The organism is Streptomyces sp. M-16 (genome assembly GCF_052114405.1).
Classification (GTDB): domain Bacteria; phylum Actinomycetota; class Actinomycetes; order Streptomycetales; family Streptomycetaceae; genus Streptomyces.
Genome location: NZ_JBFRER010000048.1, coordinates 40,460 through 64,513, shown reverse-complemented (window position 1 = coordinate 64,513; position 24,054 = coordinate 40,460). Strand labels below are relative to the sequence as shown.

Sequence of the window (24,054 nt, the reverse complement as noted above, 5' to 3'; positions counted from 1 at the left end):
GGCGCTGGCGGTGCCGGCCGCGCTGCCCGCGCTCGGCGGCGGGTTGCTCGGGCGCCCCGGTGAGGGCTCCGCCTCGGCGGGCGGCGGGGGCACGATCTCCGCGGTGAACCCCCTGGTGTCGCTCCAGTCCAGCCTGAACGCGCAGGACAACCGGGTGGTGCTCAAGTACCGCACGGACAGCCCGCAACTGGGCGAGCAGTACCTGCGGATCCTGGCGCTGGACGAGTTCAACGGGGTCAAGTGGGAGGCCTCCGGGCGCCCCCTGACCGACGTGCCGGAACGGCTGCCGAACCCCGCGGGTCTGAGCGAACGGGCCCGCGCGGGCGCGGCCGAGATCCGCACCACCGTCTCGGCGGCGGAGACCTACGCCCAGCGCTACCTGCCGATGCCGTACCCGGCGACGCAGGTGGACATCGCCGGGAAGTGGCGGTACGAACCGGTCGGCCGGACCCTGGTCGGCGACCAGCTGGGCAAGGACCGCTTCCAGAACGTGCAGGGCGCGCAGTACACGGTACGGAGCCTGCTGCTGCGGCCGACGGCGGAGCAGCTGCAGTCCGCCCCGGGCCCGAACCCCTTCGTGCAGGCCGAGTACACCAAGGTGCCGGACAACCTGCCGCCGGTGGTGGCGGAGACGGCCCGGCGGGTGACGCAGGGCGCGCAGGACGACTACACCCGGGCCGTCCGGCTCCAGGACTTCTTCGCGGTGAACGGCGGCTTCCGCTACGACACGAAGGTGTCGTCGGGGACGGGTTCGCAGGCCATCGCCCGTTTCCTCCAGGACAAGGAGGGCTTCTGCGTCCACTTCGCCTTCTCGATGGCGGCGATGTCGCGCACGCTGGGCATCCCGGCGCGCGTGGCGGTCGGCTTCACCCCGGGCGAGAAGCAGTCCGACGGCAGCGTGAACGTCTCGATGCGGGACGCGCACGCGTGGCCCGAGCTGTACTTCGAGGGCGTGGGGTGGACCCGGTTCGAGCCGACGCCCCGTTCGGGGATCTCGGTGCCGGACTACAGCCGCGCCGCCACCCCGCTCCCGCAGCCGTCCGCGCCGTCCGCGCTGCCCTCGCAGTCCGCGGCGGCGCCCTCGGCCGCCCCCTCGCAGAACGACGCCTGCCCGCCGGAGCTGAAGAAGCTCGGCGAGTGCGGGGGCGCGGCGCCGAAGCAGTCCGCCGCTCCGGGCTCCGGCGGCCTGCCGGTGGGCGCGGTCATCGGCTGGAGCGCGGCCGTACTGGTCCTGCTGGGGCTGCCGCTGCTGCCGCTGCTGTGGCGCCGCCGGGTCCGCCGTCGGCGCCTGGCCGGCGGGGACGTGCTCGCCGCGTGGCGGGAGCTCGGTGACGCCGCCTGGGACGTGGGCATCCCGCCCGACGAGGCGCTCTCCCCGCGCCGGGCCGCGGCGCGCGTGGTGGTCCTGGGCCGGCTGGACGGGGAGGCCGCGCAGGCGGTGCACCGGGTCGCGGGTGYGGTGGAGCGGGCGCTGTACGCCCCTCCCGGCGCGGAGGTCTCCGCTCCGGGGCCGGCCGCCGACGTCCTCCTGGCCCGCGCCGCGCTGCTGGCGGCCGCGACCCGTCCGGGCCGGCTGCGGGCGCTCCTGCTCCCCCGCTCGGCGGCCCGCGTCTCCTGGGCCCTCTCGGCCCGGCAGGCCGCGTTCTCGGCCCGTACGTCGGCCCTCTCCGCCCGCTTCCGCCTCCCCCTGCGCGACCGCGGCTGAAGCCGGCCACGGTCTCCTCGGCGGCGCGGAAGGACGGAAGAACGGCAGAACGCCGGTGCGGTCGGGCTCGTTCCTCCAGAGCCCGACCGCACCGGCGTTTCCCGTTACCGGGTCCCCCCACACTCCCGGCCAGGGCCCCGGTCCGCTCCGCGGCCCCGTGTCCGCGGTGCGGGCCGTGCGCCCCGTCCGATGCCCCCAGTCTGCTGTCCGCGCAGGTGGGAGCCATCCGTACGCGTACTCATCTGTGCCCCTAGGTACGGATACTCAGTTCTACGCCGCCCCGGTCCTCGCAGGGCACCGCCGACCGGGGGTCAGCGGCTCCCGCTGACCCGGCCCCGCAGCAGCAGCGACAGCGCCGAGTGGACGTCGTCCAGCGACCGCTCGCTCTGGAAGGCCTGCCAGTCCAGCGCGGCCACCAGCACCATGCCGACCATCGCGGCGGCCGTCAGCGGCACGTCGATCTCGGTGCTGAGCTCCCCCCGCTCGACGCCCTCGCGCAGCACCGTCTCCACCACGGCCACGGCCTCCTGCCGGACCACCATCAGGGTGGACTGCCAGGCCCGGTTGGTGCGCCACAGCTCGGCGACGTAGAGCTGGGTGAAGGCCGGGTAGCGGTCGATGAAGACCAGTCCCGCCCGGATCATCGCGTCGAGGGCCTCGATCCGGCTGCCGCCCCGCGCCTCGGTCTCCTGGGCCGCGGTGCGCAGCGAGGCGGTCAGCAGACCGACCCCGTGCCGCAGCAGCTCCTCGAAGAGCTCGGTCTTGCTGGCGAAGTTGTAGTAGACGGTGCCCTTGGCCACGCCGGCCCGCTCGGCGATCTCGTCGACCGTGGTCGCGGAGAAGCCTTGTTCGGCGATGAGCGTGACGGCGGCTTCGTAGAGCTTCTGCCGGGTGGCCTGGCGGCGTGCGCCGCCGGTGCCCGTACCGGTGCTGCTGCTTTCCATGGCGCTGATTCTCACAGGTCAACAGCCCCCTACAGGCTCAGTTCCGGGTGCAGCCGGTCCATCGTCCACACCTGCTTGCCGCGGGCGGCGAGCGCGGTGAGCGCCAGGGCGCCCACGGTGAAGGCCACCAGGACCCCGCAGCCCTGCCACACCGGGGCGAGGTCGCCGCCGGTGATGAGGCGGCGCAGGCTCTCGACGATGTACGACATCGGCAGGTACGGGTGGATGGCGTTGAAGAAGCCCGGACTGGTCTGGACGGGGTAGGTGCCGCCGGCCGAGGTCAGCTGGAGCATCAGGACGGCCAGCACCAGGATCCGGCCGGCCGCGCCGAACTTGGCGTTGAGCCACTGGACGATCGCCGCGAAGCAGCCGGTGACCAGGAACAGGAAGCCGATGGTGAGGGCCGGGCGGGCCATCTCCAGGCCGAGGCCCCAGTGGAGCACCGACATCAGCGCGCCCACCTGTGCGGTGCCGAGGCCCGCCACGGGCAGCCAGCCCGCGAGGGCGATCCGCCAGGGCGAGGCGCCGGCGGCCAGGGCCCGCTTGTTCAGCGGGGCGATCAGCATGTAGGCGACCATCGCGCCGACCCAGAGGGAGAGCGGGATGAAGTACGGGGCGAAGCCGGTGCCGTAGTTGGGCGCCTTGTGCAGGGACTGGTTGGCGAGCTTCACCGGGTCGGCCATGACCTGGGTGCGGGCGTCGCGCTGCTGCTGGTCGTAGTCGGGGATCTTGCCGACGCCGTCGTGCAGGCCGCCGGCGAGTTCGCCGGTGCCGTCGACGAGCTTGAACATGCCGCCGTTCAGGCTGTGCGCGCCGTCGCCGAGCTTGCCGACGCCCTCGCCGAGGGCTCCGGAGCCGCCGGCGGCCGTGCCGATGCCGGTGTGCAGCTGGACCATGCCGTCGGCGACCTTGTGCGCGCCGGTGTTGAGGGCGTTGACCTTGGCGACGGCCCCTTCGAGGTCCGAGGAGAGGCCGGGGGCCTTGGCGACGAGCTCGCGGGCCTTGGTCTCCAGGTCGCTCAGCTGGTTGCGGAGCTTGGTGATGTCGCCGTTGCTGTTGCCGACGAGGGTGTTGACGTCCCCGGAGAGCAGGGCGGCCTGGGCGGCGTCGTCCTTGATCTTCTTCTGCCGCTCGCAGAAGCCCGCGGGCAGCTGGGCGTTGGGGACGGCGCAGTACTGGGTGTAGTTGCTGTCGGCGAGGGAGGCGACCAGCTTGGTGATCGAGGCGGCGGCCGGGGCCTTCTCGGCGAACGTGTCGAGGTGCTTGTTCGTCACCTGGGCGGTGTCGGCGACCAGCTTGGCGGTGTCCGCGAGGTTCTTGGGGTCCTTGACGAAAGGACGGGCCTTTTCGGTGGCGCCGTTGACCTTGTCGGCGAGGAGCTGGGTGCCGTCGGCGATGTCCTTCGTGCCGGTCTCCAGCTGGCCGGCGGCCGAGTTGAGCTTCTTCAGTCCGGCCGTGAGCTCGCCGTTCTTCTCCTTGGCCGTGTCGAGTCCGTCGGCGAGTTCCTTCGCGCCCTGCTGGGCCTTGCCCGCGCCGTCCTTGAGCTTGTCGGCCCCGTCGGYGGCCTCGGCGGTCTTGTCGTGCAGGTCGGAGAACGAGACGAAGATCTTGTCGAGGAAGCCGCGGGAGGCGTTGGTGGAGGCGGCCGAGCGGACCTCCGAGAAGACGGTGCGGGAGATCGAGCCGACGATGTAGTTGTTGGCGTCGTTCGTGCGGACCTGGAGGGCGCTGGTGGTGGGGTCGGCGCCGCCGCTGGAGGCGATCTTCGCGCTGAAGTCGGCGGGCATGGTGAGGGAGAGGTAGTACTTCCCGTTCTCCAGGCCCTTGGCCGCCTCGGCCTGGCTGACCTCGTGCCAGTCGAAGGTCTTGCTGCCGTGCAGCTTCTTGGTGATCTCACCGCCGGCGTCCAGGCGCTTGCCGTCCACGGTGGTGCCCTGGTCCGCGTTGACGAGGGCGACGGGAACCTTGTCGAGACGGCTGTACGGGTCCCAGAACGACCAGAGGTACAGGGCGCCGTAGAGCAGCGGCAGGAGGAGCAGCGCGACGAGAGCGGCCCGGGGCAGCTTCCCCCGCCCGAACCGCTTCAGCTCAAGCGCGGCCAGTTTCGGCGAGCGCATCGTCCGCCCCCTTCGGGTCTTCGTCGTCGGTGGTCTCGGTGGTGGGCTTCTTGCCGGTGGCGGGCTTCTCGGCGGCGGGCTTCTCGGCGGCTGAGGTGTCCGGGGCTCCGCCGTCCTCGCCGGTTGCGGGCTTGCCGTCCGTCGTGCCGTCCGTCGTGCCGTCCGTGCCGTCCGTGCCGTCCGTGTCGTTGTCCGGGGCCGGAGCGGCGGCGGCGTCCGCGTCCGCGGGGGACGCGGGGCCGCCGGACAGGCCCCAGGTGATCTTCGGACCGGTGTCGCGGGCGACGGCCGGGCGGGCGGGGGCGGTGGGGGCGGCCGTCGTGGCGGGCGCCCCGGGGGCGGCCGTACGGAGCACCGTGACGCCCTCCGGGGCCTCGCTGCACACCGCGAGGACGGTGGTCCCCCGGTCGGCGATGGAGCGCAGCAGGGCCCAGGCCTCGGCCCGTTCGGCGTCCGAGAGCTTGAGGTCGAGGTCGTCCAGGGCCAGCAGCCGGGGGCCGCCGAGCAGGGCGAGGGCCAGCGAGAGCCGTACGCTCTCCAGCCGCTCCAGGTCGCGCACGGAGGTCCGCGGCCCCTTGGGCAGGGTGGCCGGGTCCAGTCCGACGGCGGCCAGGGCGGCGGCGATGCGGGCCTCGGTGGAGGCGCGGCGTTCGCCGCGCGGGCGCAGCAGGGCCCGCACGGGGCCGTCGTAGCGGCGCTGGAGCAGGGCTCCCTCGCGCAGTTGCTCGGCGACGGTGAGGGCCTGGTCGAGGTCGTTGACCCCGGGGACCGGGCCGAGGGCGGAGATCCGGCGGACCGCGGCCATCTTCTTCGGCAGCCGGTGGCGGCCGATCTCGGCGTGGCCCTCGGTGGGCTTCATCCGCCCGGTGAGGGCGAGGAGCAGGCAGGTCCGGCCGCTGCCGGAGGGGCCTTCGAGCGCGATCAGCGAACCGGGCGCCGCGTCGAGGTCCACGCCCCGGAAGACCCAGCCGCGCGGGCCCTTGAGTCCGAACCCCTCGGCCTTGACGGCCGCGCCGTGCGGGCTGTCCACGCCGTCCCCCTTCTGTCGAATCCGTCGAAGCTTTTGAACTGACCGGTCAGTTCAAAAACTATCAGGTCCGGGGCCAACGGCCGCACCCGAGGGGGGCCTCGGGCCGGACCGGAGGAGAAGGCGCAGGTCAGCGCGATTGTCAGTGGGGGACGTCACGATGGATCCACGGCCACGCGCGCGAGCACGGCCGCCCGCACCACCGCCGAGCACCACGCAACGACAGGAGGTTCGTCATGGCCACACCGTCCCCGTCCCCTGTCCACCCCGTCCCGCGCAGGGCCGCCGCACCACCGGCCGCCCTGGACCTGCTCGCCAAGGCCCACAGCGGCCTGGCCGAGGCGGCCCTGCTGCCCCGGCCCAACGAGCGGTACGCCACCGCCCACCTGGCCGCGCTGCGCGCCGCCGCGGCCGTACTGGCCGCGCGCGGGCGGCCGGAGCCGGCCGGACCGAGGCGGCGGCCCAGGATCCGCAGCGCGTGGGAGGTGCTCCCGGAGATAGCGCCGGAACTGACCGAGTGGAGCGCCCTGTTCGCCTCCGGCGCGGCCCGACGGGCCCGGGCCGAGGCGGGGATACCGGACGCGGCGACCTCCCGGGACGCGGACGACCTCGTACGGGAGGCCGGGATGTTCCTGCGGCTGGTGGAGCGGATGCTCGCGCTCCAGCCCCCGGCGCAGCCCCTCCCGCAGCCCCGGCCGGAGCGTCCCCACGCGGGATGACCTGCCCGGTCGGCCGAGGCAATAGGGTGGGGCACGCACCGCTCACCCACCCTTATGCGCCGAGGAGCCATCAGCCGTGTCGGACACTTCCCGCCCCCGCGCCTCCCTCCGCACCGCCGTGGTGTGGGAGGTCCTCAAGGAGGCCCTCGACCGTCGGGCGAAGGCGACCGGGCGGGACGTCCTGGACGTGCTGGACACCGGTGGCGGCACCGGAAAGTTCGCCGTGCCCCTGGCCCGCCTCGGCCACCGGGTGACCGTGGTCGACCCCAGCCCGAACGCCCTGTTCGGGCTGGAGCGCCGGGTCGCCGAGGCCGGCGTGGCCGACCTGGTGCGGGGGGTCCAGGGCGACGCCCAGGGCCTCCTGGACGTGGTCGAGCGGGACGCGTACGACGTGGTGGTCTGCCACGGGGTGCTGGAGTACGTGGACGACCCGGCCGAGGGCGTGGCCAACACGGTCGCGGCCCTGCGCCCCGGCGGCATCCTCAGCCTCCTCGGCGCCGGGCTCGGCGGGGCCGTCCTCGCCCGCGCCCTGGCCGGCCACTTCACCGAGGCCCGCACCGCCCTGACCGACCCGGCCGGACGCTGGGGCTCCGGCGACCCCGTCCCGCGCCGCTTCACCGCCGAACAGCTCAGCGAACTCGTCAGCGGGGCGGGCCTGGAGGTCGGCTCCGTCCACGGAGTGCGGATCTTCGCCGACCTGGTGCCCGGCGTCCTGGTCGACACCGAGCCCGGAGCGGTGGAGGCGCTGCTGCGACTGGAGGAGGCCGCCGCCGAGCTGCCCACCTTCCACGCGGTCGCCACCCAGCTGCACGTCCTGGGAGAGAAGCCCGCCTGATCTGCGGCCTTGCGCGAACGGGCTCGGCCGCACACCCTCCGAACCGACGCTTGGCCCCGTATGATCGGAGACACCGTTCGGCATGGCGGAGAACTCATTGGGGAATAAGCGCCTCAGTGACCGCGCTGGCGACGGTACGTTTAACGCATCGCTTCACCGCCACCGCGTTTTCGTTGGCCCAGCGGTTTGCAGAATGTGGCGTAGAGGGCGGGTATCACGGGGGCGATTCCCCGCCTATCCTGAAGGGGACCCCTGGTCGCTACCCCCCGCGACCGACGGATGAGGAGGACTCCCGTGCCGCTCTCGGAGCACGAGCAGCGAATGCTCGAGCAGATGGAGCGAGCGCTGTACGCCGAAGACCCCAAGTTCGCGACAGCGCTTGAGGGTAGTGGACTGCGCACGTACACCCGGCGACGGGTCTACCAGGCAGTCGCAGGCATTGTGGTGGGTATCGCGCTCCTCATGACCGGTGTGATCTGGCAGGAAGTGCTCTGGATCAGCGTGGTGGGATTCCTCGTCATGCTGGCCTGTACGGTCCTCGTGGTCACCGGTTGGCGCAAGGCACCCAAGCCCGGCGAGCAGCCCGTCTCCGGCAGTACCGGCGGATCGGCCCGCGGCCAGAACCGCCAGCGTCGGTCGATGATGCACCGCATCGAGGAACGGTGGCAGCGCCGCCGTGACGAACAGGGGCAGTAGCCCCGTACGCACAGCATCGTGAGGGGACGGCCGCCCTGCTGCGGCGGTCCCCTCACCCCTTTCGCCCACGGGCCGCCCGTCCTGCGACATGATGCCCGTGTGAGTGTGCTCCCCCTGGTCTTCACCAGCGGCTGGGCCAGCGGGATCAACGCCTACGCCGTGGTCCTCCTGCTCGGCGTCTTCGGCGCGACCGGCCTGACCGACGAGGTCCCGGCCTCGCTCCAGCGCACCGACGTCCTGATCGTCGCGGGCGTGCTCTTCCTCTGCGAGGTGGTGGCCGACAAGATCCCGTACGTGGACTCCCTCTGGGACACCGTCCACACCGTGATCCGGCCGCTCGCGGGTGCCGTGGTCGGCGCCCTGCTGGCCGGGCAGAGCGGCTCCCTCACCGACATCGCGGCCGGCGCGGTCGGCGGCTCCACCGCCCTGGCCAGCCATTTCGTCAAGGCCGGGACCAGGATGGCGGTCAATACCTCGCCGGAGCCCTTCAGCAACATCGCGGTCAGCACCGCCGAGGACCTCGGGGTGGCCGGCCTGGTCACCTTCGCCATGTTCAACCCGCAGGCAGCCGCCGTCATCGCCGCCGTCCTGCTCGCCCTGGGCCTGGCCCTCGTGGTCTACCTGTGGAGCCGCATCCGTCGCTTCCGCCGCCGCCGGGCCCGGCGCCGGGAGGAGAAGCACCTGGGGGCCGAGGTCCGCGCGGCCGCCGGCCCCCACCCGCCCGGCCCCGGGGGCACCACCGGTCCGACCCCCTGACCTCGCTCGATAGGCTCAGCCGCATGGCGAGAATTGCGGTGATCGGCGCCGGCATGGGCGCGATGGCGACGGCGGCCCGGCTGGCCGTGGCGGGGCACCAGGTGACGGTGTACGAGCGGGGGGACTCCTACGGCGGATCGGTCGGCCGGTACGAACAGGACGGCTTCTCCTTCGACACCGGCCCCGGGCTGCTGCACCTGCCCGCCGTCTACCGCGACCTGTTCGTGAAGACCGGCAAGCGGCCCCTGGAGGACCTCGTCGACATGGTCCAGCTGGACCCGGCCGTCCGCCACGTCCTCGGCGACACCACCGTCACCCTGCCGGGCGCCTCGCGCGGCGGGGTCGCCGCCGCCCTCGACGGGGCCTTCGGGAAGGGCGCGGGCGAGCGCTGGAACGCGGTCCTGGGGCGCGCCCGCGACACCTGGGACGCCACCCGTCGCCCCTTGCTGGAGGAGCCCCTGCGCCCCGACTGGCAGGTCCTGGGCCGCGACCCCTACCCGGCGCTCCGCGGCAGCGGCCTGCTGCGCCGCCGCTCGCCCTCGCTGGCGGAGGTGGCCTCGCGCGAACTGGGCGGCCACCTCGGGGAGCTGCTGGCCGGCCGGGTGCGGGCGTACGGGCTGGACCCGGACGCCGCTCCCGCATCGGCGGCCGCGCTGCCGTACATGGAGCAGACCTTCGGCAGCTGGTACGTCCGGGGCGGCATGCGCGAGCTGGCCACCGCGGTGTACGAGCGCTGCCTGGAGCGGAAGGTCACCTTCGCCTTCGGCACCCCGGTGCGGGAGGTCCTGGCGCGGGGCGGCCGGGCGGCCGGGGTCCTGCTGGGCGACGGCACCGAGGCGCCCGCCGACTCCGTCGTCTGCGGGATCGACCCGCGGCGGCTGCCGGCCAAGTCCGTGTCCTGGCCGCACGGCGGCGCTCCGGCCCGCGGGGACGGGGTGCCCGCGCGGCTGACCCTGCTGCTGGCCCTGCGCGGCTCCCGCCCGGCCGACGCCGTCCACCGCACCCTGGTGCACTCCCCCGGGCTGGACGTGACCGTGCTGCGCCCGGACGACCCGGCCACCCGGCCCGACGCCGACCACGAGGCGGTCACCGTGACCGCCGTGTGCGGCCCCGCGGGCGGGGCGCCGGTCCCGGACCCCGAGGAGCTGCTGGACCTCGCCGCGCGGGCCGTGCCGGGGCTGCGCTCACGGATGCTGTGGATGCGGGTGCGCACCCCGAAGGACGTGGAGGCGGCCACCGGCGCGCTCGGCGGTTCGGTGCCCCCGCCCGCCCTCGCCGGAGCGGGCGGTCGGCTGCTGTACCCGGCGAACACGACGGCCCTGCCGGGGCTGTACCTGGCCGGCGGCTGGGCCCACCCCGGCGGCGGGCTGGCGCACGCCGGGATGACCGGGGCCCTGGTGGCCGGGCTGATCGTGGAGGGGGCGGAGTTCCGGGGCTCCCAGTGAGCCCCGGAGCCCGGCGTCAGTAGCGGTACTGCCCCTGGTCGCCGTTGCCGTGGGCGTTGCCGTTGTTCTGGTACGGGTAGCCCTGCGGGTCCTGCTCCGGGTAGGGCTGCTGGTTGTCCGTGGCGCGCTGCTGCGGCACCCAGACCCCGCCGGGCGGGGTGTCCGTGGAGTACTGCTGCGCGGGGTCGGAGTACGCCGGGTAGGCGGTGTAGGCCGTGTAGTCGGGGTAGTTGTCGGGGGCCGGCGGGGTGACCGCGCCGCCGGTGCCGATGTACGGGTCCGAGTAGGCGGCGTAGACCTGCTGTTCGCCCGCCGGGTAGCCGGTGTAGTCGTAGCCGCCCTGGCCCTGCCCGGGGTCGTAGGAGGCCGCGTACTGGTGGGCGTCCTGTTCCGCGCCGGTGAAGGGCGAGGCGAACGGAGCGGTGGCGTCCGGCCGGTCCGGGGCGAAACTCTGTATCCCGTACGAGCCCGTCTCCTCGGGCACCGGCTGCGGGGTGAACACCTCGTCGGCGGGGCCGGGGCCCGCGTCGGCGGAAGTGCCGTCCGGGTCCTGGGATCCGTATTCCAGGTCGCTGACCTTGAGCTCCGGTGCCGGGCGCGGCGCTCCGCCGCTCCGGCGCCTGCCGCGCTGCTGCCGTACGGGCTCACCGCCGCGGCGCAGCGCCCAGCCGGCCACGAAGCCCTTGCGGAAGGACAGCGTCACCAGGGTCTGGCCGACGGCGAAGGCGGTCGCGCCCGCGGCGATCACGAGGACGGAGGGCAGTACCACCCCGGCCACCACGCCGAGGAACCCCGCGAAGGCGAGCAGGCGCCAGCGGAGCCGGGCCTTGTACTGCATCAGGACCTCGGCTAGCAGCCACAACGCGACGATGCCGAACGCGATGTAGAGGACCGTCATTCCCATGCAAGGCCCCTCTCGGTACGGCCGTCGGCGCGGGAACGGGGGACGGCCGCTCAGGCCCGCTGGTGCAGGCCCAGGTTCTCGTAGATTTCGAGGGTCGCCGTGGAATTGTTCAGCGTGATGAAGTGCAGCCCCGGGACACCCTCGGACAGCAGCCGCGCGCAGAACTCCGTGGCGAACTCGATGCCAATGGAGCGTACAGCGGCCGGATCGTCCTTGACGGCGAGCATGCGCTCTTTCACGTCCGCGGGGAAGACCGCGGTGCTCAGTTGCGGCAGCCGGTCGAGCTGCTTGATGCCCACAACAGGCATGACCTCGGGGATGATCGGGGTCTCGCAGCCCGCCTTGGCGACGCTGTCGCGCAGCCGCAGATAATTCTCGGGATCGAAGAACATCTGGGTGATGGCGTAGTCGGCGCCCGCACGGCACTTGTCCACGAAGTGCCGGATGTCCGTGTCCCAGTCCTCCGAACGGGGGTGCATCTCGGGGAAGGCCGCCACGCCCACGCAGAAGTCGCCGGACTCCTTGAGCAGGCGCACCAGGTCGGCGGCGTAGTCCACGCCCTCGGGGTGCTTGACCCAGGGACCCATGGGGTCGCCCGGCGGGTCGCCGCGCAGGGCGAGCATGTTGCGGATGCCGGCGTCCGCGAACTGGCCGATGACGTGGCGCAGCTCGGCGACGGAGTGGTCGACGGCGGTCAGGTGCGCGACGGGGGTCAGGGTGGTGTCGGCGGCGATCTGCTCGGTGGCGCGGACGGTGCCGCCCCGGGTGGAGCCGCCGGCTCCGTAGGTGACGGAGACGAAGCTCGGCGAGACCGCCTCGATGCGGCGGAGGGCGTTCCAGAGGTTGCGCTCGCCCTTCTCGGTCTTCGGGGCCCAGAACTCGAAGGAGTACGAGCGCCCGGACGCGAGGAGGTCGCGGACCGTGTGCGCACGGTCCGACCAGGTGGAAGCGGTACCAAAGGCCATACCGGCAGGTTAGACGCGCGCTCGTGGACTCCGAAGCGGTGTCCATCCATTGGACACGTTTTTGGACACTAGCCCAGTCGGGAGCGGATCCGCTTGGAGAGTTCGTGGGCGGCCGCGTGGGGATCGGCCGCCTCGGTGATGGCGCGGACGACCACGACGCGGGTGGCTCCGGCGTCCAGCACCTCGTCCAGGTTGGTGCCGTCGATGCCGCCGATGGCGAACCAGGGGCGGTCCTGGCCGAGGGAGGCCGTGTACCGGACGAGGTCGAGGCCGGGGGCGTGGCGGCCGGGCTTGGTGGGGGTGGGCCAGCAGGGGCCGGTGCAGAAGTAGTCCACGCCGGGCTCGGCGGCGGCGGCGTCGACCTCGGACTCGGCGTGGCAGGAGCGGCCGATCAGGACGCGGTCGCCGAGGATGGCGCGGGCGGCGGGGACGGGGATGTCCCCCTGGCCGAGGTGCAGGACGTCGGAGCCGATGGCGTGGGCGACGTCGGCGCGGTCGTTGACGGCGAGGAGCCTGCCGTGGCGGCGGGCGGCCTCGGCGAAGACCCGCAGGTGTTCGAGCTCCTCGCCCGCTTCCATGCCCTTCCCGCCCCCCCCCCCCCACGCCTGTGGATCAGCCGGTCAGAGGGCGAGCGCCTGGGCGCGTCGCTTCACCTCCGTGCCGCGATTCTCGCTCAGCGCCTGAGCGGGGGTGCCCGGCAGGGTGGGGTCCGCGGTGAACATCCACTCCAGGATCTCCTCGTCGGAGAACCCGTCGTCGCGCAGCACCGTCAGCAGGCCGACCAGGCCCTTGACGATCTTGTCGCCGTCGATGAAGGGGGCGGGCACCTGGAGGGAACGGTTCTCGCCGCGGCGCACGGCGAGCAGCTGACCTTCCTTGACCAGCTGGCGGACCCGGGTCACTTCGATGTCGAGCATCTCCGCGATGTCGGGGAGGTACAGCCAGGCGGGGACAAGGGCATCGATCTTTGCGTCAATCTCGGTCACGGGGACAAGCCTGCCATCTCGGGCCGACAGCCGGTACCCGAGCCACCCCGTCCGGGGACGGGGCGGGCCGGGCGCGGGTTCCGCGCGGGGCTCGCGCGGGCCCCGCGGGGGTCCGGCGCGGCGGGTCGGGACCGGGCGGAGCGGCGGTGGAGGGACGGCGGAGGCGTCCGGGAAGGCGCGCCCGGGAGGCCGTCCGGACCCCGCGAGGGGGCCCGTCAGGCGGTGGCGGACTTCAGCGGGACGTCCGGGTCGGCGACCTTGGACGGGTCGACGGGGACGGCCGATTCGATCAGCCTGCGCCCCTGCGCGAGGTCGCGGGGGCGGCCCACGGCCAGGACGGCGACCAGCGCGCCCTCCCGCAGCCAGCACACCGACCAGCCGGCGTCGTCCGGGCCGCCCCGCCAGAGCAGGGTGTCGGCGCCGCCGTGGTGGCCCGCGTACTGCACGAAGCGGCCGAACTGCTCGGACCAGAAGTACGGGACGGGGTCGTAGGCCTGGACGGGCTCCCCCGCGACGATGTTCGCCGCGACCGCCCGGGGGCCCTGCAGGGCGTTGTCCCAGTGGTGGACCAGCAGCCGGGCCCCGTAGCGGGCGGAGGGGAAGGAGGAGCAGTCGCCGACCGCGTACACCCCGGGCACCGAGGTGCGCAGGTACGCGTCGGCGGTGACCGAGCCGTCGGGCCCGCGCTCGATCCCGGTGCCGTCCAGCCAGCCCGTGGCGGGCCGGGCGCCGATGCCGACGACCACCGCCCCCGCCGCGAGCTCCCGGCCGTCGGCGAGCCGGACCAGCCCCTCCTCGATCCCGGCCACGGCGGCGCCGGTGATCAGGGTGGCTCCGGCCTCGGCGTACCACCGGGCCATCGGGGCGGCCACCTCGGCGGGCAGGGCCCCGGCCAGCACCCGGTCCGCGGCCTCGACCACCGTGACGGCGCAGCCGGCCCCGCGGGCCGCGGTGGCGAACTCGGCGCCGATCCAGCCGGCCCCGACGACCACGAGGTCGGGGGCCGCCGCCAGGACGGGGCGCAGCCGGGCGGCGTCGTCGAGGGTGCGCAGCAGGTGCACGCCCGGGACGCCGCCGGAGCCGGGCAGGGTCAGCGGTTCGGCTCCGGTGGCCAGGACCAGGGCCTCGTAGGGGACGGGTCCGGCCGGGGTGTCGAGCTCGTGCGCGGCGGGCCGTACGCCGGTGACCTCGGTGCCCAGGCGCAGGTCGATGCGGAGTTCCTCGAAGTCCACGTCGAAGGCCACGTCGAAGGCGGAGTCCTCGGCCTTGCCGAGCAGCACCGCCTTGGACAGCGGGGGCCGGTCGTAGGGCTGGTGGGGTTCGGCGCCCAGGAGGGTCACGGGGCCGGTGAAGCCCTGTTCGCGCAGGGCCACGGCGGTCTGCACGCCGGCCATTCCGGCGCCGACGATCACGACACCGGGCTTCGTCTGTTGCGTCTGCTCGCTCACCCGCCCCACCCTAGTGAACTGACGGTCCGTCAGGAACAGGGGGCGCGGAAGTGCCGGGGCGGCGCCGGGGCAGGCGCCGGGGAGTCAGCCTTACCCGGCACCCCCGCCGGGGTTAGTCTGGCCACCGTACCTATCGCGGGAGTCCGGGCGCACCGGGCTGAGAGGGAGGCTGGCCGGCCTCCGACCGTACGAACCTGATCCGGGTCATGCCGGCGAAGGGAGGGGCTGGACGCCCATGCACTCATCTCGGAAGGGATCCGCGGGAACCGCGGGATCCACCGGATCCGACGTCCTCGTCATCGGGGGCGGGATCATCGGCCTGGTCACCGCCTGGCGGGCGGCCCGGCGCGGACTGCGCACCGTACTGGCCGACCCCGACCCCGGCGGGGGCGCCGCCCGGGTCGCGGCGGGCATGCTCGCCGCCGTCACCGAACTGCACTACGGCGAGGAGACCCTGCTCGGGCTCAACGTGGCCTCCGCCGCCCGCTACCCGCAGTTCGCCGCGGAACTGGCCGAAGCCAGCGGCGGCCTGGACATCGGCTACCGGGCCTGCGGCACGCTCGCCGTCGCCCTCGACGCCGACGACCGCCTCCACCTGCGGGAACTCCACGCCCTGCAGCGTCGCTGCGGCCTGGAGTCACAGTGGCTCACCGGCCGCGAGTGCCGCCGCCTGGAGCCGATGCTGGCCCCGGGGGTACGCGGGGGGCTGCGCGTCGACGGGGACCACCAGGTGGATCCGCGGCGGCTCGCGGCCGCGCTGCTGGCCGCCTGCGAGCGCGCCGGGGTCGGCGTCCACCGGACGGCCGCCGCCCGGCTGCTGACCGGGGCCGACCGCGCGCTGGGCGCCGTACTGGAGGACGGTACGGAGCTCCGCGCCGACCAGGTCGTACTCGCCGCGGGCTCCCTGAGCGGGCGGCTGGAGGGGGTGCCGCCGGAGGTGGCGGTGCCGGTGCGGCCGGTGAAGGGCCAGGTGCTGCGGCTGTCGGTGCCGCCGGCGTACGCGCCGTTCCTGTCCCGGACCGTACGGGCCGTCGTGCGCGGCAGCCACGTCTACCTGGTGCCCCGCGAGAACGGCGAGCTGGTCGTCGGAGCCACCAGCGAGGAACTCGGCTGGGACACCACCGTCACCGCGGGCGGGGTCTACGAGCTGCTGCGCGACGCCCACGAGCTGGTCCCCGGGATCACCGAGCTCCCCCTGGTCGAGACCCGGGCCGGACTGCGCCCCGGCTCCCCCGACAACGCCCCGCTGCTGGGCCCGACCGACCTGCCGGGGCTGCACCTGGCCACCGGCCACTACCGCAACGGGGTGCTGCTGACCCCGCTCACCGGCGACGTGATGGCGGAGCTGCTGGCCACCGGCACCGTGCCGGAGGTCGCCCGCCCCTTCAGCCCCCGCCGCTTCTCCACCACGCGTCAGGAGTCCTACGCATGACCATCTCCGTCAACGGCGAGCCGCGCGAGATCGCGGCCGGCACCACCCTCGACGCGGTGGTGGCCACGCTGACCCGGGCGCCCAAGGGCGTCGCCGCCGCCCTCAACGAGACCGTCGTCCCGCGCGGCCAATGGCCGCACACCCCGGTGGGCGACGGCGACCGGGTCGAGGTCCTCACCGCCGTGCAGGGGGGCTGAGGACGATGGCCGACGACCTCTTCGCCCTCGGCGGACGGACCTTCTCCTCCCGCCTGATCATGGGCACGGGCGGGGCCCCGAGCCTGGACGTCCTCGAACGCTCCCTGGTCGCCTCCGGCACCGAGCTGACCACGGTGGCCATGCGCCGCCTGGACCCGACGGTGCAGGGCTCGGTCCTGTCCGTCCTCGACCGGCTCGGCATCGCGGTCCTGCCGAACACGGCGGGCTGTTTCACCGCGGGCGAGGCCGTGCTCACCGCCCGGCTGGCGCGGGAGGCCCTCGGCACCGACTGGATCAAGCTGGAGGTCGTCGCCGACGAGCGGACGCTCCTCCCGGACGGGGTGGAGCTGCTGGACGCGGCGGAGACCCTCGTCGACGAGGGCTTCACCGTCCTGCCGTACACCAACGACGACCCGGTCCTCGCGCGGAAGCTGGAGGACGTGGGCTGCGCGGCGATCATGCCGCTGGGCTCCCCCATCGGTTCGGGACTCGGCATCCGCAACACGCACAACTTCGAGCTGATCACGGAGCGGGCCGGGGTGCCGGTGATCCTGGACGCCGGGGCCGGCACGGCCTCCGACGCCGCCCTGGCGATGGAACTCGGCTGCGCGGCGGTGATGCTGGCCTCGGCGGTCACCCGGGCGCAGGCGCCCGTCCTGATGGCGGCCGCCATGCGGGACGCCGTCACGGCGGGGCGCCTCGCCTTCCGCGCCGGGCGCATCCCCCAGCGGCGCTTCGCCGAAGCGTCCTCACCTGCGGAGGGGCGCGCCGCCCTCGACCCGGAGCGGCCGGCGTTCTGAGGGGGGCCGGGGCGCGAGCGGGGCTTCGGGCGCGGGCGGGCCATCTCCCCCTCGCCCCCCGGGCCCGGGCGGCGGCTGCCCACCCCCCCTGGCCCGCGGGCCGGGGCGGCGGGGGAGGGACATCCCCCCGGACCGTCCGTTGGGGGGGTCCCGGCAGTCTTCGGCTTTTCGTGGCGGGCCGGTCTGTCAAGGGTGGCCGAAGGCCACCGCGAAGCGACGCGACGAAGGAGCGCCCTTGACAGCCCGGCCCGACGCGGAAGGACGATGGGACTGACGGGAAACCCCCAAACCTCCCTGAGACCGCCCAAGGGGACACCGCTCCCGGACACCCACCCGCACCCGGGAGGCCGGTGGGCAGCCGCCGGCCCGCCCCGGGGGGTCGAGGGGGAGATGGCGGGCCCGCGCCGCAGGCTCCGTACCGGCCCGCCATGTCACGGCTGCGCTGCAAGCGTGGGTACCCCGGACGGCTCAAACGCGTCGCCTCGTAGAATCGCCGGGTGGATACGACCCTGGAAGACCCCCTCGTCGGGCGCGTGCTCGACGGCCGCTACCGCATCGACGCCCGCATCGCGGCCGGCGGCATGGCCACGGTCTACCGGGCCGTCGACACCCGCCTGGACCGTGTGCTCGCGCTGAAGGTGATGCATCCGGCGCTCGCCGCCGACGCCGCCTTCGTCGACCGCTTCATCCGCGAGGCGAAGTCCGTGGCCCGCCTCGCCCACTCCAACGTGGTCGCCGTCTTCGACCAGGGCACGGACGGCCCGTACACGTACCTCGCCATGGAGTACGTGTCCGGCTGCACCCTGCGCGACGTGCTGCGCGAGCGCGGCGCGCTCCAGCCGCGGGCCGCCCTCGACATCTTCGAGCCGGTGCTGGCCGCCCTCGGCACCGCGCACCGGGCCGGTTTCGTCCACCGGGACATGAAGCCCGAGAACGTCCTGATCGGCGACGACGGCCGCGTCAAGGTCGCCGACTTCGGTCTCGTCCGCTCCGTGGACGCCGCGACGAACACCACCGGCTCGATCCTCGGCACCGTCTCCTACCTGGCGCCCGAGCAGATCGAGAACGGCGTCACCGACACCCGGGTGGACGTCTACGCCTGCGGCGTCGTCCTGTACGAGATGCTCACCGGCTCCAAGCCGCACACCGGCGGCACCGCCGCCCAGGTGCTCTACCAGCACCTGCACGAGGACGTCCCGCCCCCGTCGGCCGCCGTCCCCGGACTGCCCGCCGCCCTCGACTCCCTGGTCGCGGCCGCCACCGCCCGCGCCCCCGAGCTGCGTCCCACCGACGCAGCGGCCCTGCTCGGGCTGGCCCGGGAGGCACGGGAGCGGCTCAGCGACGCCGAGCTGGACGCCGTACCTCCGCAGGCCCTGGACGGGGAGCGGGCGGCCACCGAGGACCGCACCAGCGTGATCCCCCGCCCCGTGGAGGCCCCGCAGCCGGTGCACCACACCTCCCGGCTGGAGCGCCCGCAGCCGCCCGCGGCCCCCACGCCCCCCGCGTCGGGCCGCCCGCGCCGCGGGACGCTCCTGGTCGTCGCCGGGATCCTGCTGGCCCTCGGGCTGGGCGCCGGCGTCTGGTACATCAACTCCGGCCAGTTCACCAAGGTCCCCAACCTCCTCGGCAAGACGGAGGCACAGGCCCGCTCCCAGCTGTCGGCTGCCGGGCTCGGGGTGAAGCGGGTGGACCGGAAGTTCAGCGACGCCTTCGACCGCGGGACGGTCATGAACAGCGACCCGGCGGGCGGCCAGCGGATCCGCGGCAACGGGGCGGTCGTCCTCACCGTGTCCCGCGGCCCCGAGATGGTCAGCGTCCCCGACCTGAAGGGCCGGCCGCTGGAGGAGGCCAAGGCCGAGCTGACGAAGGCGGGCCTGGCGCCCGGCATCGTCACCCAGGCCTTCAGTCAGGATGTCGCCCAGGGCTCGGTGATCGAGACCAACCCGGCGGGCGGCAACAAGCGGGCGCCGGACACCGCGATCCCGCTCGTCGTCAGCAAGGGCCGCCCGATCCCGGTCCCGCCCGTCACCGGCAAGCCCCTCGACCAGGCGCGGGCCGCGCTGGAGGCCGTCGGGCTGACGGTGCAGACGGCGCCCGACCAGGTCAACTCCGCGTCCCCCGCCGGCACGGTCGCGGGCCAGTCGCCCGCCTCGGGTGCCTCGGCGGCGGCCGGCGACACCATCACGCTGACCGTGTCCAAGGGCCCCCGGCAGGTCCTGGTGCCGGACGTGACCAACCAGGACGTGGACCCGGCCCGCAAGACCCTGGAGGCCCTGGGCTTCAAGGTGAAGGTGGACCGGCCGTTCCTCTCCTTCAGCAACACCGTGGACACCCAGTCGGTGCCCGGCGGCCAGGGCGCCCCCGAGGGCAGCACCATCACCCTCAAGACCAAGGGACTGTGACGGACCGTGACGCGCAACCCCGTGGGCGGGCACGTCCCCGTCGCCGGCGGCCTCGCCTCCGTCGGCCTCCCGTACGCCCGTGAGATGGGCGCCGAGGCCCTCCAGGTCTTCGTCGCCAATCCGCGCGGCTGGGCCACGCCGACCGGCAACCCGGCGCAGGACGAGCTGTTCCGGGCCCAGTGCGCCGAGGAGTCCCTCCCGGTGTACGTGCACGCCCCGTACCTGATCAACTTCGGCTCGCACAACGGGGCCACGGTGGAGAAGTCGGTGGAGTCGCTGCGCCACTCGCTGCGCCGGGGCCGGGAGATCGGCGCACTCGGCGTGGTCGTGCACACCGGCTCGGCGACCGGGGGCCGCCCGCGCGAGGAGGCGTACGCGCAGGTCAGGGAGCACATGCTGCCGCTGCTGGACGAGCTGACGCACGAGGACGACCCGTTCCTGCTGCTGGAGTCCACCGCCGGTCAGGGCTCCTCGCTCTGTTCCCGGACCTGGGACTTCGGGCCCTACTTCGAGGCGCTCGACCACCACCCCCGGCTCGGCATCTGCCTGGACACCTGCCACATCTTCGCGGCGGGCCACGACCTGGCCGAGCCGGGGGGCACCAAGCAGACGCTGGACCTGCTGGTGGACACGGTGGGGCCGGGCCGGCTGAAGCTGATCCACGCCAACGACTCCAAGGAGGGCGTCGGCGCGCACAAGGACCGGCACGCCAACATCGGCCAGGGCCACATCGGCCGGGAGGCCTTCGCGGAGCTGTGCTCGCACCCCGAGACGGAGGGGGTGCCGCTGATCATCGAGACGCCCGGCGGCAAGGAGGGGCACGCCGCCGACGTGGCCCTGCTGAAGGAGCTGCGCGGCGCCCACTGAGCCGAAGATCCCTTGAGGGAATACCCCAGGGGGGTATACGGTTCCGTCCATCGGCAGAACCGTCACCCGGCTGTTTCCACCAGGGGGTCGTCATGGATCAGGCACACGCCCACCACGAACACGGGCACCACGGACACCACGGACACGGCAACCCGGAGCACCAGGAGCACGGCCACCACGGCCACGGGACCGTCGGCTGGGCCATGGCCGCCCGCGCCACCCTCCACTGCCTCACCGGGTGCGCCATCGGCGAGGTGCTCGGCATGATCATCGGAACCGCCCTGGGCTGGGGGAACGTTCCGACGATGGTCATCGCGATCGCCCTCGCGTTCTTCTTCGGCTACGCGCTCACCCTGCGCGGCGTCCTCGCCGCCGGAGTGGACTTCCGTTCGGCCGTCCGGGTGGCGCTGGCCGCGGACACCCTGTCGATCGCCGTCATGGAGCTGATCGACAACGGGGTCATCGCCCTGTGGCCCGGCGCCATGGACGCACAGCTCTCGGACGCCCTGTTCTGGGCGGCGCTCGCGCTCTCCCTCGCACTGGCCTTCGTCGTGACCACCCCGGTCAACAAGTGGATGATCGGCCGCGGCAAGGGCCACGCGGTCGTCCACCAGTACCACTAGGCCCGGCAGGGCCTAGAGCTCGGGGCCGTCGCCCGGTTCCTCCTGGTAGGAGTAGCGCTGCTCGCGCCAGGGGTCGCCGATGTTGTGGTAGCCCCGCTCCTCCCAGAACCCCCGGCGGTCCGCGGTCATGTACTCGATGCCGCGGACCCACTTGGGGCCCTTCCACGCGTAGAGGTGCGGGACCACCAGCCGCACCGGGAAACCGTGCTCGGCCGTCAGCAGTTCGCCGCCCATGTGGGTGGCGAAGACGGTCCGGTCGGAGGCGAAATCGGCAAGTCTCAGGTTGGAGCTGAAGCCGTACTCGGCCCACACCATCACGTGCGTGACCTGCGGCGCCGGCGGGGCCAGCGCCAGCACGGTGCGCGCCATGACACCGCCCCATTCGGCGCCCGGCATGCTGAACTTGGTGACGCAGTGCAGGTCGGCGACCACCGAGTCGAACGGCAGGGCCGCGAAGTCCTCGTGGTTCCAGCAGTGCTTCTCACCGTCGGCCGTGGCGCCGAAGACGCGGAACTCCCAGCGCTCCGGCTTGAACTTGGGCACGGGACCGTAGTGGGTGACCGGCCAGCCCCTCTGCAACCGCTGCCCCGGGGGGAGCTCGAACTGCTCTGCTCCCGGAGATTCCCGGCTTTCCGGCTGACCCATGTCTCCATGGTGACAGACGCGGCGGGGTGGTCACGACCAGCTCCGGCCCTATTCGGGCAAGTCGCAGCAACTCCCACTAAGGAGGCACTTACTGGACGCTCCCGGGTGGCGGTGCAAAGATGCGCGCACCTGCCCAGTCACCTAGCTGACATTGCTTGGAAGGAGCCTCTGCGATGCAGGGCGACCCCGAGGTCCTTGAGTTTCTCAACGAGCAGCTGACCGGCGAGCTCACGGCCATCAACCAGTACTGGCTGCACTACCGCATCCAGGACAACAAGGGCTGGACGAAGCTCGCCCACTACACGCGCGCCGAATCCATCGACGAGATGAAGCACGCGGACAAGATCACCGAGCGCATCCTGATGCTCGACGGTCTGCCGAACTACCAGCGCCTCTTCCACGTGCGCGTCGGCCAGACGCTCACGGAGATGTTCCAGGCCGACCGGCAGGTCGAGGTCGAGGCCATCGACCGCCTCAAGCGGGGCATCGAGGTCATGCGCGGAAAGGGCGACGTCACGTCCGCCCGGCTCTTCGAGGAGATCCTGGAGGACGAGGAGCACCACATCGACTACCTCGACACCCAGCTGGAGCTCATCGAGAGCATCGGCGAGCCGCTCTACATCGCCCAGCTGATCGAGCAGCCGGAGAGCTAGGCCGCTTCGGCGAGCGCGGGCTCGGGCGCAGGCTCGGAGCCGGCCGCGATCGCGGGAACGAGCCGCGAGTCGGCCGCCAGGACCGCCGCCCCGTCACCCTTCTCCAGCAGCTCCCGGCGCGGGCAGGCACCGCGGCCGAGGAGGCCCTGGATGGTGCGCACGCAGGAGCCGCAGTCGGTGCCGGCCTTGGTGGCCGAGGCGATCTGGCGCGGGGTGCAGGCCCCGGCAGCCGCGTGTTCCTTGACCTGCTTGTCGGTGATCCCGAAGCAAGAGCAGACGTACACGCGGTTCACCTCCCTGGTGCGGAACGGTTCTGCGAGCCATCCCCATTCGGTGAGGCTTACCTAACCGTACCCAAACCGCGGGTCGCCTGAAAGACCCGGATACGACGATGGGGCGCGGATCACATCGATCCGCGCCCCATCGTCGTAGGAAGCCACTTACTGATCGCGGTACATCTCGGCGACCAGGAACGCCAGGTCCAGGGACTGGCTGCGGTTCAGGCGCGGGTCGCAGGCCGTCTCGTAGCGCTGGTGCAGGTCGTCGACGAAGATCTCGTCGCCGCCGCCCACGCACTCGGTGACGTCGTCACCGGTGAGCTCGACGTGGATGCCGCCCGGGTGGGTGCCCAGGGCCTTGTGGACCTCGAAGAAGCCCTTGACCTCGTCGAGCACGTCGTCGAAGCGGCGCGTCTTGTGGCCGGAGGCCGCCTCGAAGGTGTTGCCGTGCATCGGGTCGGTGACCCAGGCGACGGTCGCACCGGACGCGGTGACCTTCTCGACCAGCTCCGGGAGCTTTTCGCGGACCTTGTCGGCGCCCATGCGGACGACGAAGGTCAGCCGGCCGGGCTCGCGCTCGGGGTCCAGGCGGTCGATGTAGGTGAGCGCCTCGTCCACCGTGGTGGTGGGGCCGAGCTTGATGCCGATCGGGTTGGCGATCTGCGAGCAGAACTCGATGTGCGCGTGGTCCAGCTGGCGGGTGCGCTCACCGATCCAGACCATGTGGCCCGAGGTGTCGTACAGCTTGCCGGTGCGCGAGTCCGTACGGGTCAGCGCGCCCTCGTAGTCGAGGAGCAGCGCCTCGTGGGAGGCGTAGAACTCCACCGCCTTGAACTCGGCCGGGTCGGTGCCGCAGGCCTTCATGAAGTTCAGCGCGTTGTCGATCTCCCGCGCGAGCTGCTCGTAGCGCTGCCCGGAGGGGGAGGACTTCACGAAGTCCTGGTTCCAGGCGTGCACCTGGCGCAGGTCGGCGTAACCGCCGGTGGTGAAGGCGCGCACCAGGTTCAGCGTCGAGGCGGAGGCGTGGTACATGCGCTTCAGCCGCTCGGGGTCCGGGATCCGGGCCTCTTCGGTGAAGGCGAAGCCGTTGACGGAGTCACCGCGGTAGGTCGGCAGGGTGACGCCGTCGCGGGTCTCGGTGTCCTTGGAGCGCGGCTTGGAGTACTGGCCGGCGATGCGGCCGACCTTGACGACGGGCACGGAGGCCGCGTACGTCAGGACGGCGCTCATCTGGAGCAGCGTCTTCAGCTTGGCGCGGATGTGGTCGGCGGACACGGCGTCGAAGGCCTCGGCRCAGTCGCCGCCCTGGAGCAGGAACGCCTCGCCCTTGGCGACGGCTCCCAGACGGGCGCGCAGCTGGTCGCACTCACCCGCGAATACGAGGGGAGGATACGACTCGAGGTCCGCGACGACAGCGCGCAGTGCCTCGGCATCGGGGTACGAAGGCTGCTGCGCCGCGGGAAGGTCTCGCCAGGTCGCCTGATGGGCGGGGGCTTGGGTTTCAGCGTTCACGGTCACCTCGTACACATTACGGCGTCACACGTCCCGTCCGGCCCCGCGCCCACCTGGTGAGACGGTGTCGCTCGAAGGTACGGGCCGCGAAAATGAAC

Annotated in this window: 23 protein-coding genes, 1 pseudogene and 1 riboswitch; of the genes and pseudogenes, 13 read left to right on the top strand and 11 right to left on the bottom strand. The window is 73.2% G+C overall.

From position 1 onward, the window contains the following. A partial coding sequence (locus AB4039_RS22380) for a transglutaminase family protein (RefSeq protein ID WP_442271637.1) occupies nt 1–1,705 on the top strand: 1,705 nt, incomplete at its 5' end. 311 nt (nt 1,706–2,016) lie between these two features. Here AB4039_RS22380 and AB4039_RS22375 read toward each other — a convergent pair. From AB4039_RS22375 to AB4039_RS22365, 3 genes are read right to left on the bottom strand one after another with little or no spacing between them, the layout of a single operon-like run. Then, nucleotides 2,017–2,649, bottom strand: a complete 633-nt coding sequence (locus AB4039_RS22375) for a TetR family transcriptional regulator (RefSeq protein WP_266838588.1) — start codon at nt 2,647–2,649, stop codon at nt 2,017–2,019. A gap of 29 nt (nt 2,650–2,678) precedes the next feature. Next, entirely contained in the window at nt 2,679–4,766 is a 2,088-nt protein-coding gene (locus tag AB4039_RS22370) for a YhgE/Pip family protein (protein ID WP_442271636.1), read from the bottom strand. After that, the gene (locus AB4039_RS22365) at nt 4,738–5,796 is read right to left on the bottom strand and encodes an ATP-binding cassette domain-containing protein (RefSeq protein WP_442271635.1); all 1,059 of its coding nucleotides are present in this window, start codon (nt 5,794–5,796) and stop codon (nt 4,738–4,740) included. The genes AB4039_RS22370 and AB4039_RS22365 overlap by 29 nt, the downstream gene beginning before the upstream one ends. Before the next feature lie 233 nt (nt 5,797–6,029). On the opposite strand from AB4039_RS22365, the gene AB4039_RS22360 reads away from it, so the two are divergent. From AB4039_RS22360 to AB4039_RS22340, 5 genes are all read left to right on the top strand, one after another. Next, nucleotides 6,030–6,512, top strand: coding sequence for an SAV_6107 family HEPN domain-containing protein (locus AB4039_RS22360; RefSeq protein WP_266838591.1), 483 nt, complete (start codon nt 6,030–6,032; stop codon nt 6,510–6,512). Nucleotides 6,513–6,588: 76 nt separating this feature from the next. Then, on the top strand, nt 6,589–7,347 hold the full coding sequence (locus AB4039_RS22355) for a class I SAM-dependent methyltransferase (protein ID WP_442271634.1): 759 nt from the start codon (nt 6,589–6,591) through the stop codon (nt 7,345–7,347). A 294-nt stretch (nt 7,348–7,641) separates the two neighbouring features. Then, nucleotides 7,642–8,043 (top strand): DUF3040 domain-containing protein, encoded by a 402-nt coding sequence (locus AB4039_RS22350; RefSeq protein WP_030227982.1) that lies wholly within the window; start codon nt 7,642–7,644, stop codon nt 8,041–8,043. A gap of 99 nt (nt 8,044–8,142) precedes the next feature. Beyond that, complete coding sequence (locus AB4039_RS22345; protein ID WP_442271633.1) at nt 8,143–8,799, top strand: DUF4126 domain-containing protein; 657 nt, start codon at nt 8,143–8,145, stop codon at nt 8,797–8,799. A 23-nt stretch (nt 8,800–8,822) separates the two neighbouring features. Then, complete coding sequence (locus tag AB4039_RS22340) at nt 8,823–10,244, top strand: phytoene desaturase family protein (RefSeq protein WP_266838594.1); 1,422 nt, start codon at nt 8,823–8,825, stop codon at nt 10,242–10,244. Nucleotides 10,245–10,260: 16 nt separating this feature from the next. On the opposite strand, the gene AB4039_RS22335 is transcribed toward AB4039_RS22340, so the two are convergent. The 5 genes and pseudogenes from AB4039_RS22335 to AB4039_RS22315 all read right to left on the bottom strand — a co-directional run bounded on the left by AB4039_RS22335 (nt 10,261) and on the right by AB4039_RS22315 (nt 14,547). After that, the gene (locus AB4039_RS22335; protein WP_442271632.1) at nt 10,261–11,148 is read right to left on the bottom strand and encodes a hypothetical protein; all 888 of its coding nucleotides are present in this window, start codon (nt 11,146–11,148) and stop codon (nt 10,261–10,263) included. Nucleotides 11,149–11,198: 50 nt separating this feature from the next. Further along, nucleotides 11,199–12,113 carry a methylenetetrahydrofolate reductase [NAD(P)H] gene (gene metF, locus AB4039_RS22330; protein ID WP_266838596.1) on the bottom strand — a complete coding sequence of 305 codons (915 nt, stop codon included), beginning with the start codon at nt 12,111–12,113 and terminating at the stop codon, nt 11,199–11,201. 68 nt (nt 12,114–12,181) lie between these two features. Then, nucleotides 12,182–12,697: pseudogene (thiE, locus tag AB4039_RS22325) on the bottom strand (thiamine phosphate synthase); the annotation flags it as partial. A 36-nt stretch (nt 12,698–12,733) separates the two neighbouring features. Continuing rightward, entirely contained in the window at nt 12,734–13,099 is a 366-nt protein-coding gene (locus AB4039_RS22320) for an Rv2175c family DNA-binding protein (protein ID WP_030227969.1), read from the bottom strand. 215 nt (nt 13,100–13,314) lie between these two features. Further along, complete coding sequence (locus tag AB4039_RS22315) at nt 13,315–14,547, bottom strand: NAD(P)/FAD-dependent oxidoreductase (RefSeq protein ID WP_442271631.1); 1,233 nt, start codon at nt 14,545–14,547, stop codon at nt 13,315–13,317. A gap of 125 nt (nt 14,548–14,672) precedes the next feature. Then, nucleotides 14,673–14,785, top strand: a riboswitch (TPP riboswitch). Here AB4039_RS22315 and thiO point away from each other — a divergent pair. The 6 genes from thiO (at nt 14,783) to AB4039_RS22285 (ending at nt 20,868) form a co-directional block, all read left to right on the top strand. Continuing rightward, nucleotides 14,783–15,979, top strand: a complete 1,197-nt coding sequence (gene thiO / locus AB4039_RS22310) for a glycine oxidase ThiO (RefSeq protein ID WP_266838598.1) — start codon at nt 14,783–14,785, stop codon at nt 15,977–15,979. It overlaps the preceding riboswitch by 3 nt. Continuing rightward, nucleotides 15,976–16,176 carry a sulfur carrier protein ThiS gene (thiS, locus tag AB4039_RS22305; RefSeq protein WP_266838599.1) on the top strand — a complete coding sequence of 67 codons (201 nt, stop codon included), beginning with the start codon at nt 15,976–15,978 and terminating at the stop codon, nt 16,174–16,176. Before thiO ends, thiS begins: the two co-directional genes overlap by 4 nt. A 5-nt stretch (nt 16,177–16,181) precedes the next feature. After that, entirely contained in the window at nt 16,182–16,976 is a 795-nt protein-coding gene (locus tag AB4039_RS22300) for a thiazole synthase (protein ID WP_442271630.1), read from the top strand. 497 nt (nt 16,977–17,473) lie between these two features. Next, complete coding sequence (pknB, locus tag AB4039_RS22295; RefSeq protein WP_442271629.1) at nt 17,474–19,378, top strand: Stk1 family PASTA domain-containing Ser/Thr kinase; 1,905 nt, start codon at nt 17,474–17,476, stop codon at nt 19,376–19,378. A gap of 6 nt (nt 19,379–19,384) precedes the next feature. Further along, nucleotides 19,385–20,245, top strand: coding sequence for a deoxyribonuclease IV (locus AB4039_RS22290; RefSeq protein WP_266838602.1), 861 nt, complete (start codon nt 19,385–19,387; stop codon nt 20,243–20,245). A gap of 92 nt (nt 20,246–20,337) precedes the next feature. Continuing rightward, nucleotides 20,338–20,868, top strand: a complete 531-nt coding sequence (locus AB4039_RS22285; protein WP_442271628.1) for a DUF4396 domain-containing protein — start codon at nt 20,338–20,340, stop codon at nt 20,866–20,868. Nucleotides 20,869–20,880: 12 nt separating this feature from the next. On the opposite strand, the gene AB4039_RS22280 is transcribed toward AB4039_RS22285, so the two are convergent. Beyond that, entirely contained in the window at nt 20,881–21,513 is a 633-nt protein-coding gene (locus tag AB4039_RS22280; protein WP_266838604.1) for a sulfite oxidase-like oxidoreductase, read from the bottom strand. Nucleotides 21,514–21,686: 173 nt separating this feature from the next. On the opposite strand from AB4039_RS22280, the gene bfr reads away from it, so the two are divergent. After that, nucleotides 21,687–22,166, top strand: coding sequence for a bacterioferritin (gene bfr, locus AB4039_RS22275; RefSeq protein ID WP_266838605.1), 480 nt, complete (start codon nt 21,687–21,689; stop codon nt 22,164–22,166). On the opposite strand, the gene AB4039_RS22270 is transcribed toward bfr, so the two are convergent. Together AB4039_RS22270 and AB4039_RS22265 are read right to left on the bottom strand one after the other, a co-directional pair. Then, on the bottom strand, nt 22,163–22,450 hold the full coding sequence (locus AB4039_RS22270; RefSeq protein WP_266838606.1) for a (2Fe-2S)-binding protein: 288 nt from the start codon (nt 22,448–22,450) through the stop codon (nt 22,163–22,165). The two genes, bfr and AB4039_RS22270, sit on opposite strands and share 4 nt — an antisense overlap. Before the next feature lie 156 nt (nt 22,451–22,606). Then, nucleotides 22,607–23,971 carry a class II 3-deoxy-7-phosphoheptulonate synthase gene (locus AB4039_RS22265; protein ID WP_384934187.1) on the bottom strand — a complete coding sequence of 455 codons (1,365 nt, stop codon included), beginning with the start codon at nt 23,969–23,971 and terminating at the stop codon, nt 22,607–22,609. Between the last annotated feature and the right edge of the window lie 83 nt (nt 23,972–24,054).